We start from the raw sequence: 14374 nt of genomic DNA, 5'->3' as shown, positions 1-14374 counted from the left end.
CAAAAGCCTCCTTAGCTCAGCTGGTAGAGCAACTGACTTGTAATCAGTAGGTCGCTGGTTCGATCCCGGCAGGAGGCTCCTTAAAAAAAAACACCTTCAGTGTACTTCTCACAAGGCTGTTTTTATAGAAATTCACCTTATTACCGCTTCCTGTTCCTACCAGAAACAGGATGGCAAAAGCCTCCTTAGCTCAGCTGGTAGAGCAACTGACTTGTAATCAGTAGGTCGCTGGTTCGATCCCGGCAGGAGGCTCTTTTTTAAAAGCCCTTACTTGGCCCTGCCGGTAAGGGCTTTTTGTTTTCAGGCTGTTTCTGCAAAAACAGCCTTTTTGCAGAAACAGCCTGAAAACATCAAGGGGCTTTTGGTTCCAGGCCAAGTTTTCATGCCTTGGGAAAGCCATCACGAGCAATCTCCTGTATTAGGTTTACTTACTGAAAATAGGCCGCAAAACCCCATTTCTTACTCTCCGGAAGATTCTTGACCGCGGGTTCCCCCTTCAGCCCAAGGCTTTATAAATAAATCTCTCTTCTACCTGCAACCCGGTCCTAGTCTTACGGGAAGAGGCTATTCTCCTTCATCAGGTACAAAATTTATCTGGGTGTCTTTTTGAAACACCACATACGCCCGTTTCCAGGGTTCATCCCCCAGCATGCGCCATTTGTGGCCGCTGCCCACGGTGTCCATGGCAATGAGCACATCGCCTGGGTGTATGATGAAGGTAGCTCCCAGACTGGTGGTGAATTGGAGGGTGCCTGATAACGTTAACACGTATTGGGTAGTAGGGGCGGTGTGCCAGTCATAAGCGTAGTCAGCGGGGGTTTCTTTGAAATGAAGCGCTTCCACGCCCGTCAGCTGTTTCTCAGTGATGGTGCCTTTTTGGAAGTACGAATGGCCATCTTCCCCGGCAAAAAGTTTGTAGGCTGTGATCATGTTTTCTGGTTCTTATTGAAATAGTATACCTAAAACGGGGAGAGGAGTTGACAATCCCCAAATAATTGGCCCCTGCTAACGTTAAAATTTCGTTTACAGGAAGGAGAAGGGAAAACGGTTCATTATAAAGACCTACATAAGAGTCAATTATTAGGTCAAAGAGGGGGTTCATTTCCTTTTTTATATATTGCTTTTTCAACAAGCCATGGCTGCAACCACCTAAAGGCAAAGATTTTACCTTTTAGGCGTTTTTTTAGTCCCGCTTTGGATGTTTTGAAAGATAACCTTTTTACTATATTGTAAGTAAGTGCCCATTAATACTCATACAAAGAGCATGTACAGAACAAGGTGTATTGGTAGAAGTAAAATCCTATTGTTGGCGGGTGCGCTGGCTTTTACGGGCTGCTATAAAAAGGAAGCCAGCCAGGAAACTGTCTCGCCAGAAACTACCAAGGCCCCTGTCAAGGAAGCCCCCACCCAAGAGAACCGCTCGCAAGCTTCTAACCCGGCTCCGGCTCCCACTACGGCAACTAAGGTAGACGTAGACCTGTACCTGGAGGTGTCTAACGGCATGAAAGGCTTTATGCCACCCCCGGCCGCTGACAAAGAACCGACCACGTTCCAAAGCCGCCTGAACAAGCTGATTTCAGAAGTGCAGGATGGCGTGTACGTAGACGACCACCGCTATTACCTGGCCAAGCAGAACGCACAGGGCAATCCGGTGCTGGATAGTGTTTCTTACGGAGTTTTGAAAAACACCATTGTCAGTGGCATCAACGCCGATGTACGGGGCACGCCCTTGCCTCAATTGTTGGAGGCAGCCCTACAAAACTCCATGGAAAAGGGAGCGGTGAGTGTGATCGTCTCTGACTTCATTCATGGGCCGGACCCCAACAACCCAGGTCAGTTCCTGTCACTTGATTCAGACATCAGAAGCAGCCTGAAACAGGCGGAGCACCAAAACCTGGTGGTGGCGGTCCTGGCTGAAGCCTCGCCTTTCTTCGGGAACTACTACCCGGCGGTGAAGAAGCCGGCGGTAAAGCAGACCCTGGCCGGAAAAGAAGTCCCGTTCTACATATGGGTCATTGGCAAGCAGCAGGAGGTGCAGACGGTGATCAACAAAGTGCTGCGGAACCTGCCGGCCCAGCAGGCCTATTTCGGGTTCAACTACCCATCTATCCCTTTCTCTGCCCTGCTTAAATCCAATATCTTCCGGCCGGTTGGCGTTGTGTATTGTACCAGCCGTACCGCCCAGGTGTGCACCAGCATCAATTTAGGTCCGCAGAAAGAAGAACCCGTAGAATTTACCATTGGCCTGGACCTGAAAGACTTACCTTCTTCCATGCAGGACGTGGGCTTTCTGAAGCGGAACCTGAAGCTGGCCATGACTGGCGGCAAAGCAGCTATTGGTACAGTAATTGCGGCATCAGAGGAAGTGAAGGCCACGCCAGATTTGGCAAAGTACACGCACTTTGTGCGGATACACGTCCCGCAATTAACCGCCAATGCCGGATCCATCACGCTACAGTTGCCGCAGGTGGTGCCTACCTGGATCAATCAATGGACCACCACCAATGACAATAACCCGGCCGCAGCTCCCCGTAAAACGTACCAACTGAACAAGATCATGGAAGGGGTGCAGGCGCTGTACCGTGATAAAAGCGAATTTGTATTTAGTGTGACAATGAAGTTTAACAAAGAAACCAAATAAGGATGATCCAAAATTTCTTCTCCGGCCTGTATGAGCTGTTCCTGGGTAGGCCTATGCCTGCCAATTTTACCAATGATTACCGAGAGGTGATTTTCCCTAACACCGGCATACAGTTGATTCTGATTTCATTGGCATTGGTTCTCCTGTATTATTATGTCTTGAACCGGGCCATGAGCACCGGCCTGTACAAACCCAAGCATTGGATTATCCTGCTCATCATCAATGCCGTGATCGCGTTTATCGTGCCTATTTCACAGGTGAGCAGCAATGGCGTAGAAACCCATTCCTACACCTACACCTTTGCTTTGGTGAACGCGATCCTCAGCCTCATCCTGTTTTTTATTTTTTCTCTATTGCTTAAGAAAGGATCTGTCCAGGCCTGGACGACTCCTATGAAATGGCCACACACAAAATAACCTATGGCAAAACTTTTTGTATTCGGAATTGGTGGCACGGGCTCCAGAGTCATCCGCTCTCTGGTGATGCTCATGGCGGCCGGTGTCAAGATCAAGAATTGTGATAAAATAGTCCCTATTATCATTGACCCCGACACCCAGAACGGGGACATGAACCGTACCGTTGAACTGCTCAAAACCTACAAGCACCTGCACGACCAGCTGGGCAAACGCGACGAAGGTTTCTTCCATACCAACATCAGCACCCTTTCCAGCATTGCCGGCGACGGGGCCGCTAAAATCAGAGACTCGTTCGTGTATGACTTCGGGGGCATCAACAAGCCGTTCAAAGACCATGTTGGGTACAACCAGCTGGACATAGACTCCCAGGCGCTGGTAGACCTGCTGTTCACTCCAGAGAATTTGAACAACAGCCTGGACGTAGGTTTCAGAGGAAGTCCCAACGTGGGCAGCGTGGTGCTCAATGAGATCATTGATTCACCGGAGATGCGCTTCTTCGCCTCCAACTTCCAGGCTGGGGACCGTATTTTCTTCGTGAGCTCCATTTTTGGGGGAACCGGGGCTGCCGGATTTCCGCTCTTGCTCAAGAACTTCAAAGACAGCCATTCAAAGCTTCCGAATGCCTCCAGCCTGAACTCCGCGCTCACGGGAGCCATGGTAGTATTGCCGTACTTCTCATTGGAACAACCGGCTGCCGGGGTAGAGGCAGACTTTATTGATTCCAATACCTTCACCACCAAGGCCAAAGACGCGCTGTCTTATTACCAGAACCACCTCACCGGGGTGAATGCTACCTATTACATGGGGGATACGCCAGACAAACCTTTGGAGAACAACCCGGGCCGGGCCAGCCAGAAGAATGATGCCCACCTAGTGGAACTCTTGAGCGCCTTGTCGGTGATTGACTTCATGGATTACTCTGACAATGACCTGACTGGCAATGCGCTGTTCCATGAGTTTGGCTTGCGCGAAGACGTGGATAATGTGCAGTTCTCGCATTTTGACCAGGAAACGCGCGACCGCATTGCCAAGCAATTGATCCGGTTCCACTACTTCTCCCGCTATTTCAACACCCATGTGCCGGATGATGCCCAGGCAGCCTATGCCAAAGGCGTGGACCTCAACGGGGCCATGCGTAATGAGCCTGTTTTCAAGGAATTGAACAAATTCCTGTCCAGCCATGACTTTGGGTATGAAAGCTGGCTGAAAGAACTGGGCCGCATGGAGCGCACCTTCTCCGCCTTCCACCTTAACGAGCCTGACTTTAACCGCATGGTCGCTGACAAGCAAGTGGAGACGGGCTTCCTGAACAAGGGAATCTCACAAGGGGCTTTTGTGAAAGAACTGAACCGGGCCTCAGAATCTGTATCAGACCGTGAAGCGTTCAAAGCCACTATCAAAGCCTTTGAGATTGCCACCAAGAACCTGGTAGAAGACAAGCTAAAGTATTCCTAGAATCACGGATTCCGTCGCCCTTAGAAGGGAGGTATGGGAATGATTAGCCGGTGGAAGAACCGTGATCTTTTGTTCTCTGTAATTGCGCATAATTAGCAATTAAGCTTGAGAATTAAATAGAAAGCTTCATCAGCATGAGAAACATCCCCAGTTCTCTTACAAAGAGGGGCGCAGAAGTGACAAATAGCCTCTTTTAGAGGAATAGTAAAAGGAATAGGGAAAGAGCACCTGGATAGCCAAGGCTGATTCAGGCTTCTTTTCCTGAAAACACCTTAAAAACTGAATAATTTATGCCGAAAGTACTTCGACTACATAAAACCGGCTCCAACGTAGAAGGTTGGGCCAAGACAAGCCAGATTACCAGTACCGAAATCAAAGATATGGTAGATGGGGCCGGGGGAAGGGCTCAGAAGATCAACGCTTCCATACCCACGCCTTTTGCGCGCATGCACTTGTTTGAGACGGCGTTCGACTTTGTGAAACAAGGCGTCACCAGCTCTACCAACAGCATCTACCACAAATTTGTGACCCATTTCTGGGATCTATGGGAACTGCTCTACAACCACCAGAGCTACGCCCAGGGCGGAAACAAGATTGTGATCCGGCGCTGGAACAAACACCAGCAACTAGCCTCCATGCAGGCGAATCCTAATACCAACTTGTTGGGCAAAACGCTGGAGCTGTTCATGAACGACAACCGGTTCAGAGGGGTTGAAGACTTGTTCCTGTTTTACCTGGAGTCCACGAACGCCCGCGGCGAGCGCCATTTGCAGTTGTTGGGCGGTACTTCCCCGCTGACCTTCATCTTCGTGTCTCCTAACGTGCAGCCGCTGGCCATCAACCGGGCGCAGAACATGGGCGTGTACTTTGACAATAACTACATCTCTTTGCAAGACCGTGAGCGCGACTTCAAAGAGTATGTGCACAAGCTGTTCGTCTCCAACCCGGCGTATATCCAGGCATTCCCGGCCGTGTACAATGCCTTAGATGAGCACCTGCTCAAGAGCATCAGCATGTCTGGCGTGGTAGGGCAAAATGCCATTGCCGCTGATTACCTGCCGCTGGTGGATCTGCAGCAGAACCCGGTACACGTAGGGCACCTGACGTTCCTGGTGAAGAAAGACCAGACAGCCGTTACCAGCAGTGACCTTTTCCTGCGGCCTTCCAATGGACTGTTCAACGGTGACCGGCCTATCGTGCTCAAGCCCGACCTACGGTTGGCGCCGCACATGAAGTACGTCAACAACCTGGCCTGGCCTCCCAATACCCCGGTGGGTTATTCAGACCCTAAAGAGATACCGGCCCGGTCGTTGCCAGGAGTAGGGTTCAACTACCCGTACCTTACCATCAATGACCTTTTGCAGGAAACCATTGTGCAGGTGCCCTATGAAGTGAACATTGATCGCTTTTACAGCGGCACCGTGCTCTTTCAACCGGGCGTAACCGATAAAGTGTTCAATTACCTGTTACCGGTGACCAGCCTATACTTTGAGTATTTCACCCCAGAGGATTTGGCCACGCACCTTACTTTCTACGTGGATGTGAACCATGTGCGCGTCACCTTGCAGATTCCCACGGAGCAGGGCCACGTGGTGTATGAGCGCAGTTATTATGACAACCCGCTCAACTCCAAAGATGCGCACGGGCAGATTATCCCGGAGAAAGGCCATATCCTGAAATCAAGGGTGGGCGTGGGCGTGTTCCCGTTCTACAAATTCACGGATGCGCCTACCTACAATGACTTCTACAAGGTCATGCTGGTGGACGAAGACATTGACCCGCTGTTGGTAAACCGGAACCATTCCTTGGCCTTTTTCTCAGGCGGACGGCTATTGGACGCTGGTGGAGGCATCATCTCGGCCACGGCCCAGCGCCGCACGAAGAAAAGCAACAGCAGCGCGGGCAGCACCTACTACGAGATCAGAGGCACCCACTTTGATTTTGCGGAACTCACGCATGCCGGGGTAGACGTAACCGGAAAGGCTTTGATCGTGCCTAAGTTCCAGCAGGTGCAGCAGGGCATCCAGAACTTCACCTTCGCGATTGACTTCGGTACTTCCAACACCCACATCGCCTACACCGCCGGCGCGAACCAGGCCCCAAAGGAATTTGCCATCACGGCCAATGATCTGCAACTGGTCATGCTGAACAAGCCTTCTGATGATGCTTCCCTCACCGATTACCAGCGTTTTCACAAACGGGGCTTCGGGCGCTTGTTTGCCGTGGAGACCTTGCTAAAACGCGAGTTCATTCCGTTGATTATCAACTCCGGTGGTTCCCTGTATTCTTTCCCCACCAGAACCGCCACCTGTGAGTCCATTGACTTTGAGAACCAGATCCCAAGCTTGTTCGGGAACATCAACATCGGGTTCTCCATCAACACCGAAGGCACGCACCAGGACCAGTACAAGCAAACGTACCACACCGACCTCAAGTGGAGCGAGACTCTTTCCAATACTGGTAAACGCCGCATTGAAGCCTTCTTCACCGAGATCATGCTGCTCATCAAGAACAAGGTGGTCTTGAACCACGGCAATGTGGCCAACACCAAAGTGGTGTGGTTCGCGCCGCTGAGCTTTGATGATTACTCGCGCAACATGTTCCAGAACGTATGGGACGGGGTTTACCACAACATCTTCAAAAACGGGCGGAATACGGCCTGCATCACCGAGTCGGTGGCGCCGTTCTACTTCCTGTCCAGAACCGGGGCCGTGGTGCCTAGCCAAAACGAGAACCTGATCAACGTGGACATAGGCGGTGGTACCACCGATGTGCTTTTGTTCACGAACCGGAAACCGTCGCACAGCGCGTCGTTCCGCTTTGCGGGCAATGACCTGTGGGGCGATGGCTTCGCCTCGGTGAGAACCAGCAAAGACAACGGTCTGCTCCAATACGGGGTGGCGCACGTGCTGCAGATTCCGCTAACGGAGGAAGGCAAGGAATACAAGAAGTTCCTGGAAACTGCCCTGGATAACCCTGATTTCGGATCAGCGGACATCACCAGCTTGCTCTTCAGCTATGACAAGGAGTTGCATTACAGCTCGCAATTACTGCAGGCCCGGCAGCTGCGCCTCATGTTCTACCTGCACTTTGGGTCATTGATGTACCACCTGGCGCAGCTAACCCAGCAAATTGGGGCGCAAGTTCCCCGGTATATCTGCTTCAGCGGGCAGGGCAGTTTGTACATCAAATTGCTGAGCGCGGGCAACAACCTCACCAATGTGGAGCGGTACGCCAAAACCATCTTCAAGAAGGTAACCGGCCAGGAGCCTCCGGCCAACTTCAAACTGGTGCTGGTAGACAACCCCAAGCAAGTGACCGCCAATGGAGGAGCCATGGCCCTGGAAGGAACCAACCTTTCAGACCTGACGGATATTCCGATCATGCGTCCGACGGGTGCTGCCCCTGGCGAGCATTCGCTGATTCCGGTGAACAAAAGCCAGATTGCCTCCCCGCTGCGCCAGGAAGTGCTGGCCAATGTGATGGGCTGCCTGGAACTGCTGCTGGACGATGCCGACATTGCCCCACTTATGCGCACCATGGGCGTGGAGGTAGATCCGCATTGGGTGTTGAATTTCATGCGCAACCACATTCAGGACAGCTATACCATGGTACTGGAAGAAACCCTGCGTGGGCTTTCAGACCGGGAACTGATACCGGAGACCATGTTCTTTATGCCGCTTAAACAATCCCTTTACCTGTTGTCTAAAGAATTGTACCAGCAACAGGTAGGTGCATTGGTGTAACCCAACCAGATGCCTTCTTTGCTCTCCAGATAGAGTAAGGAAGGCATCTTTCCTTATTTATTTTTATATCCTATAACAACGTGATGGTATGACATATGTACCTTTAATCTTAGCAATCCTGGCCATTTTAGTAGCCGGGTTTACCTTCTACAAAGCAAGTGACCTGGTGTACCGAATCAAGAACCTGGAGAAAAAGAACCGCGAATTGGAAGCGGGCCTGAAATCTATGGAGAACCTGATCAAACGGAACAACAAAGGCGCACAGCCGGAAAACACCCGGGGCGGCCGAGGCCAGCAGCCTGCTCCGCAGCCCCAGCAACCCGGTAGAGGGCAGCAACCGCCTCAGGAACCCCGCCAGAAACAGCAGGGACAACAAGCCGGCAGAGGACAGCAACCGCAGGAACCAAGAAACCAGAGCCAGCCACAGCAACAGAGAAACCCGCAGGAACCAAGGGTAAAACAGGAAGGCCAGCCCCAACAGCAGCAAAGACCGCCGCGCGAGCCCCGGGAACCACGGGAGCCCAGAGAAAACCGCCCACCGCAGGAACCCCGTCAAAAGCAGCCGCAGGCGCAGCCATTGAACAGTGATGGAACACCCCAGGCCGCGCGGGGGCAACAGCAACCTCAGCAGAGAAGAAACGAAAACCGCAGAAGAGAGCCTATGAACACCCCAGATCCTGAACAAACTCCCTTGGACCAATCCTCGGTTAGCCCTACTTTGGGTAGCGGTATTGTTGGGGATGATCTTCTCAATGAGCTCACCCAGCAGGAGGCCCCTGCAAAGCAAGAGGCCCCGGTGAGCAGAACGCGCTATGCCATCATCCCCGAAGACGGGATCATCAAAACCCACCAGTTGCAGCACCGCCCTGATTCTGACAGCTACCTGGAGATTGATACTCCCGCCGAGGGAAGCCCCAGCACCCGGTACCGTTTCAACCTTTCAGGAAACCAGGCGTTTGTGATCTCCCAGGGCATGGACCGTCTGGAAAACGCCTTTTCCTTTGAGAAACCTTCTAACCGCATGGTGAGCCAGATCGTTTTGCAGGGAGACGGCATCTTGTCCCGCACCAGCAGCGGCTGGAAGATACAGGAGAAAGCCAGAATTGATTTCAGGTAAACCTGCCCCAGAAGAAGCATCATTCTTTTTCTTTACAAGCAGAAGAATGCGAGTTGAGTGAACGGAGGAACCGTTTTTGGCCTGTTGTAAGAAAAACAGGTTAAATACGGTTCCTCCGTTATTTAGGCCAAATGCTTAAATTGGGGCTTTACTCCAGATTCTTACAAAGAAGAAGCTTTTCTGTTGGCCGCTTCGTCAGGAACCAGCCAGGTATATCCCTTAGCTTACCGTTACCACACCACCATCCATGGAAGGAATATTTATTTTTGAAGCCATCCTGGTCCTCCTTATTCTGGGGTACCAATGGCGCGTGTACCAGGCCAACCTCGCCAAGATAAACCAGATAACCGGCCTTTTCCCGGGGGCAGAAAACCTATCGGTGGCCCGCCGCACTGGCAAAGAGAACCCGTTGGCCGCAGCGGCGCCGGGACTGTCGCTGGAGCAGCAGTGGGAAAAACTCCTGTACGGCGAGTACTTCCGGGAATTCTCGCCCACGAACCCAGTTTTGAAACGGATCATTGCCGTGGATGCCGAGGAACTCCACATTGAGGTGCAGAATGGTGAGACCCCTTTCTATACCATCGCCATTGACAAGTTCAGGCAGCTACTGAACAACGGCAACCTTTACCTGGCCTCTGCGGCCCCCGCCGTTTCTCCCCCGGATTCTGCCGAACAGGGCGAAACCTTTGACTTGATTGAGGTGCGGGAGCCCTCGGCTACGTTCCAGAAGATCATCCAAAGCACCAATGACTACCTGCGGGTGAACAAAGGGGCCGCTGCTGACTTCAATATCCTGAAAGACGTGGCCGAGCGGTATGCGGAGGCGCAGGACAATGAGGTGCAGTCCACGGTGGCCACCCCCTTGTATGTGGGTTTGTTGGGCACTTTCTCCGGGGTGATCATAGGTCTTTCCAGCTTGGTGTATACGGGTTTGGGCGGCTCCGCCGAAGACGGGTCTTCGTTCATCACGGACCAAAACATCCCGTCGTTTCTGTTTGGGGTGCTTATTGCCATGGCTGGGAGCCTTTGCGGTCTGTTGTTGACCATGATGGGCAACAATGCGCTCAAGAACGCCCGCAGCACTCGTGATCGCCTCAAAAATGACTATTACACGTTTCTGCAGACCCACCTGCTGCCCAAACTGAATTCAGACATGGCGGCCAGCCTGGGCAACCTGAAGTCGGTGCTGGATTCCTTTAACCGAGATTTCCTGGACAAGATCATGGGGTTCCGGCCCATCGTGGAAAGCCTCACCGACAACATCAGCACCCAAAAGGAATTCATCCAGAAGCTGGATGAGATCGGGTTTACCCAGATGGCCAACGCCAACCTGCAGGTGTTTGACAAGATCAAGGAGAGCGAGCGGCTGTTTCTGAACTTTCTGCAGTACCAGGAGGCCCTGAATGAGTCGGTACGGAAAGGAGGGGAGCTGACAACCAATATCACCCAGGTGCTCAACCGGTTAACCAAATTGCAGGAAGGCTTTGATCAGGTGCCCGGTTATCTGCAGCAGCACGATGAGTCAATTCAGCGGCAGATCAACTTCTTCGCCCGCCATGAGGAAGAGCTGGACACCATTGCCAACCGCACCGAGCAGTATTTTGACAAAGCAGCCCTGAAACTCACGGACCTCATGCAGGCCCGGTTGCAGCACCAGGAACGTGATGCCCAGAATGCTTATGAGAAATGGCAGGAACACTTCCGGCGCCTGAACGAAGACAACCTGTACCAGCGCATCCTGGATTACATGCAGCCGTTCCAGAACCTGACTGGCCAGCAAGACACCCTCAACCGTCAGCAGCAAGACCTGGCCCAAGAGATCAAACAAACGAATGAGCGCCTCTTGCAGAAGATAGACACCGACTCGGAGATCCAGCAGCGCCTGCTGCAACAATTGGCCGTCTTGAACGCAAACGTGGAGAAGAGCATGGAACCTGGACCATTGAAAGCCGCCATGGGCAAAATCTTCGGGAGCGGACAGAATCACCGGCGCAAACTGTAACCCACCATGAACAAAGACAACCGAGACTTCTTCTGGCCCAGCTACGTAGACCTCATGACGGTGCTTTTCCTGATCATGCTGGTGCTGTTCGTGCTAAGCTTCAAGATGTTCACTGACAAAAATTCTGAGAACATCCGCAACATTGCGCGCCTGCAGGTAGAAGTGCAGGAGAAGCGCAAACTGGATGAAATCAAAGCCGCGCTGTCCAGGTTAGATGGCCGGTACTTCCAGTACAATGAGCGGCACAAACGCCATGAATTATTGGTAGATGTGCTCTTTGCCCAAAGCAGCGCCACCATTCCAGAGAAATCACTGATTCCATTGAAAAGGGCCGGCGAAGAGTTGAGCCGCGTGATCAACTCTGTCAAAGGCACTGATGTAAAGTACCTGATCGTGATTGACGGACGGGCGGCCAGTTTTCCCAAGGGAGACCCCCGAAACGTGACCCAACGCGAATACGCGCTGGAATTAAGTTACAAACGGGCCCTGTCTCTACTGCAGTTCTGGCGCAGCGCCGGCATCAAATTCCCCAAAGACCGTATTGAGATCATCGCCTCCGGCAGTGGTTTTGAGGGAGCTGGCCGTACCGGCGATGTGCGCGACCGGCGGTTCGTGATCCAGGTCCTTCCCAAGGTGGGATCATTGGACACCCGTGAGATTAGGTAAACGTAATGAGGTATTCCTTTAAGCATCAGCTTATTGCAAGGCAAATTCTCCCTTGGAAGAGAGAATTTTCTGGCAAAAAAGAAGCCGCGACCTTTATTGGCCGCGGCTTCTTTTTTGCCTGTTATAGGAAAACGAGGGTTAAAATGCCTCCGCGAAGGAGAAGTACAGGTACATGCCCTGGTTGGAGAAAGCCACGTCACCGCGTACCACCATGCCTTCTTTGTTAAGCTTGTACCGCAGCCCACCGCCCCCGGCCACATGGAATTCATCAAGGGCAAAATCGGGGATTCTTTTTGACACCTGACCTGCTCCGCCGAACACGGCCCCCCCAATGCGGCCTTTGATGGGGAACCGGTAATCTACTTGTCCCACTACGGCATCCTCATCCCGGAAACGGCCTTCCAGGAAGCCCCGCATCACGTTCACCCCCCCAATGGGTGCCAGGAATTGGAAAGGAGCATCGCCTACGGTGAAGGTAAAGAGCCCCTGCACCGCCAATACCCCTGGTCCCAGGCCTGACATGTACTTCCGGAGGTCCAGTTTGTAACGGGTAAAGTTGTCTTCGCCTCCCAGGTATTTACCAAAGAAAACCGCTGAGAACTGGTGGTAATCACCGGCAGAAGGGGTATACACGTTGTTCCGGCTGTCCACCATGAGCAAGGGTCCCACTCCGGAGGCTACTACACCCTCACTACCCACTATGCTTTTCTGCGCTAAAAGCCCTTCAGGGGCTACCTCAGGGATGGTCTCTCTTTTGAATTCATACCGGGCTCCCAAGTACACCTGCTTGAAGACCCTCTGTTCAAATTGCCCGAAGAAATTGATGGTGCGGCTGGTATAGGCTTCCTCGGCTTCATCTGGGGTATTGTTCCCAATCCCGAAGAAGAAATAAGGATAATCATTGTACTCTACTTGCGCCGAAAGGTGCTGACCGTTGTGTTTCCGCCATACATCAGCGGATAAGGCGGTCAAAATCTGCTTCCGGGAAGTGTACACCAGGGTAGGGGAATACAGGTCAGGCCGGTCGGTTTCCAGGGCCCCCGCTGATTTCCTGACGTGTACCAGCTTGGTGCCAAACCCGAACTGGGTTTCTGGGGTGTAATACAAAACCGGATAGATATTCCATTTCCGGTAAGCTGGGGCAACAGAGTCTTGGGGCGCTACTTCCGGCGTTTGCGCAGAAGCGGAGAAACCCAGGGTGACAAAGGCCAGCAGGAGTAGTTTTGTTTTCAAGTAGGAGATGGTTTATAGTTTGCCTTACTATACGCGTTTACCGTAATGATAACCTATAACGGCCTCATAATTATTTCTTTAATTTCGCCTATTTGCCTCTAAAACCCAAACCCACACCTCCTTTCGTACCTTGAAAAGGAGAGCCGGAGGTGAATTGAGAAAGATGCCTCCTTAGCTAACTTTTCTAAGGGCTGATTTAATCAGGGTTTGGTTACCTAATCAGCTGAGAAGAACATTTTTAGGCTTCTTTTGGCAAAGTGGCAGGAAAACGAAAAGCCCCCAAGGCCACTTTAAGTATATGAAAACAGAGAATAAAAAGAAGGCGAAAATTCATTTGATCTACGTAAGCCTGCTGTGGGCAGTTTTTGGTTGGTCTGGCTGTGGGTTTTCATCGCCCTCTAACGCGCAGTCAAAGCCCGTCAGCCATGCGGTCTGGGATCAACAAGTAAAGAAATTCGTGAGCCCCAACGGCAGGGTCAATTACAAAGCCTGGCAGCAGGACCGGCCCGCGCTACAGGCGTACCTAAAGCTGTTGGGGGAAAACGCGCCTAATCAGAACTGGTCCCAGGAAGAACAACTGGTCTACTGGATCAATGCCTACAACGCCTTTACCGTGGAGCGGATCTTGATGGACTACCCCGTGAAGAGCATCAAAGACCTGGGCGGGAAAATCCCTTTCGTAAATACCGTCTGGGATCAGAAGTTCATCAAAATAGGCGATAAACGCTATTCCCTGAACAACCTGGAGCACGACATCCTCCGGAAACAGTTTGACGAGCCCCGCATCCATTTTGCCATCGTCTGTGCCTCAACCTCCTGCCCGCGCCTTCGGAACGAAGCCTTCACCGGCGCCAGGGTAAACGCCCAGCTGGAAGACCAGGCCATCCAATTCCTCAATGACCCTACCAGAAACAAATTGGCTCCTGCTAAAGCGGAACTCTCTGCTATCTTTCAATGGTTTGCTGGCGATTTCAAGAAAAATGGCACCCTGCTGCAGTTCATCAACCGCTACAGTAAAACCAAGGTTAACCCGAACGCTTCTGTTCGCTACCTGCCGTATGACTGGTCCCTGAACGGCTTCTGATTTGGTCCTTCTTT

The 14374-nt window shown here is 52.1% G+C and carries 11 protein-coding genes and 2 tRNA genes; 11 read left to right on the top strand and 2 right to left on the bottom strand.

The features are described 5' to 3' along the window. The first annotated feature begins 5 nt into the window (after positions 1-5). From FOE74_RS08605 to FOE74_RS08595, 3 genes are all read left to right on the top strand, one after another. Positions 6-78, top strand: a tRNA-Thr gene (locus FOE74_RS08605). 101 nt (positions 79-179) lie between these two features. After that, a tRNA-Thr gene (locus FOE74_RS08600) sits at positions 180-252 on the top strand. 19 nt (positions 253-271) lie between these two features. Beyond that, positions 272-481 carry a hypothetical protein gene (locus FOE74_RS08595; protein WP_149098202.1) on the top strand — a complete coding sequence of 70 codons (210 nt, stop codon included), beginning with the start codon at positions 272-274 and terminating at the stop codon, positions 479-481. An 83-nt stretch (positions 482-564) separates the two neighbouring features. Here the strand turns inward: FOE74_RS08595 and FOE74_RS08590 are convergent, their stop codons facing one another. After that, on the bottom strand, positions 565-930 hold the full coding sequence (locus tag FOE74_RS08590) for a cupin domain-containing protein (RefSeq protein ID WP_149098201.1): 366 nt from the start codon (positions 928-930) through the stop codon (positions 565-567). A 334-nt stretch (positions 931-1264) separates the two neighbouring features. On the opposite strand from FOE74_RS08590, the gene FOE74_RS08585 reads away from it, so the two are divergent. The 7 genes from FOE74_RS08585 (at position 1265) to FOE74_RS08555 (ending at position 12043) form a co-directional block, all read left to right on the top strand. Next, positions 1265-2641: a hypothetical protein gene (locus FOE74_RS08585; RefSeq protein ID WP_149098200.1), complete on the top strand. Its 1377-nt coding sequence runs from the start codon at positions 1265-1267 to the stop codon at positions 2639-2641. Between the two features lie 2 nt (positions 2642-2643). After that, the gene (locus FOE74_RS08580; protein WP_149098199.1) at positions 2644-3057 is read left to right on the top strand and encodes a hypothetical protein; all 414 of its coding nucleotides are present in this window, start codon (positions 2644-2646) and stop codon (positions 3055-3057) included. Between the two features lie 3 nt (positions 3058-3060). Continuing rightward, positions 3061-4512, top strand: coding sequence for a hypothetical protein (locus tag FOE74_RS08575; protein ID WP_149098198.1), 1452 nt, complete (start codon positions 3061-3063; stop codon positions 4510-4512). 290 nt (positions 4513-4802) lie between these two features. Next, positions 4803-8258: a hypothetical protein gene (locus FOE74_RS08570; protein WP_149098197.1), complete on the top strand. Its 3456-nt coding sequence runs from the start codon at positions 4803-4805 to the stop codon at positions 8256-8258. Positions 8259-8346: 88 nt separating this feature from the next. Further along, complete coding sequence (locus FOE74_RS08565; RefSeq protein WP_149098196.1) at positions 8347-9375, top strand: hypothetical protein; 1029 nt, start codon at positions 8347-8349, stop codon at positions 9373-9375. Positions 9376-9622: 247 nt separating this feature from the next. Beyond that, complete coding sequence (locus FOE74_RS08560) at positions 9623-11377, top strand: hypothetical protein (protein ID WP_149098195.1); 1755 nt, start codon at positions 9623-9625, stop codon at positions 11375-11377. A 6-nt stretch (positions 11378-11383) separates the two neighbouring features. After that, positions 11384-12043 (top strand): OmpA family protein, encoded by a 660-nt coding sequence (locus tag FOE74_RS08555; protein WP_149098194.1) that lies wholly within the window; start codon positions 11384-11386, stop codon positions 12041-12043. A gap of 138 nt (positions 12044-12181) precedes the next feature. Here FOE74_RS08555 and FOE74_RS08550 read toward each other — a convergent pair whose 3' ends face one another. Beyond that, positions 12182-13276: a BamA/TamA family outer membrane protein gene (locus tag FOE74_RS08550; protein WP_149098193.1), complete on the bottom strand. Its 1095-nt coding sequence runs from the start codon at positions 13274-13276 to the stop codon at positions 12182-12184. Positions 13277-13574: 298 nt separating this feature from the next. Between FOE74_RS08550 and FOE74_RS08545 the strand changes: the two genes are divergently transcribed. Next, positions 13575-14360, top strand: coding sequence for a DUF547 domain-containing protein (locus FOE74_RS08545; RefSeq protein WP_149098192.1), 786 nt, complete (start codon positions 13575-13577; stop codon positions 14358-14360). Positions 14361-14374 lie beyond the last annotated feature (14 nt).

Source organism: Rufibacter glacialis (genome assembly GCF_008271745.1).
In the GTDB taxonomy this organism is placed as follows: domain Bacteria; phylum Bacteroidota; class Bacteroidia; order Cytophagales; family Hymenobacteraceae; genus Nibribacter; species Nibribacter glacialis.
This window is presented reverse-complemented; position numbering and strand designations above follow the sequence as displayed.

What these genes read in the sequence shown, in the direction of transcription:
- FOE74_RS08590 (WP_149098201.1), bottom strand. Translation starts at nt 930, where the DNA reads ATGATCACAGCCTACAAACTTTTTGCCGGGGAAGATGGCCATTCGTAC.
- FOE74_RS08585 (WP_149098200.1), top strand. Translation starts at nt 1,265, where the DNA reads ATGTACAGAACAAGGTGTATTGGTAGAAGTAAAATCCTATTGTTGGCG.
- FOE74_RS08580 (WP_149098199.1), top strand. Translation starts at nt 2,644, where the DNA reads ATGATCCAAAATTTCTTCTCCGGCCTGTATGAGCTGTTCCTGGGTAGG.
- FOE74_RS08575 (WP_149098198.1), top strand. Translation starts at nt 3,061, where the DNA reads ATGGCAAAACTTTTTGTATTCGGAATTGGTGGCACGGGCTCCAGAGTC.
- FOE74_RS08570 (WP_149098197.1), top strand. Translation starts at nt 4,803, where the DNA reads ATGCCGAAAGTACTTCGACTACATAAAACCGGCTCCAACGTAGAAGGT.
- FOE74_RS08565 (WP_149098196.1), top strand. Translation starts at nt 8,347, where the DNA reads ATGACATATGTACCTTTAATCTTAGCAATCCTGGCCATTTTAGTAGCC.
- FOE74_RS08560 (WP_149098195.1), top strand. Translation starts at nt 9,623, where the DNA reads ATGGAAGGAATATTTATTTTTGAAGCCATCCTGGTCCTCCTTATTCTG.
- FOE74_RS08555 (WP_149098194.1), top strand. Translation starts at nt 11,384, where the DNA reads ATGAACAAAGACAACCGAGACTTCTTCTGGCCCAGCTACGTAGACCTC.
- FOE74_RS08545 (WP_149098192.1), top strand. Translation starts at nt 13,575, where the DNA reads ATGAAAACAGAGAATAAAAAGAAGGCGAAAATTCATTTGATCTACGTA.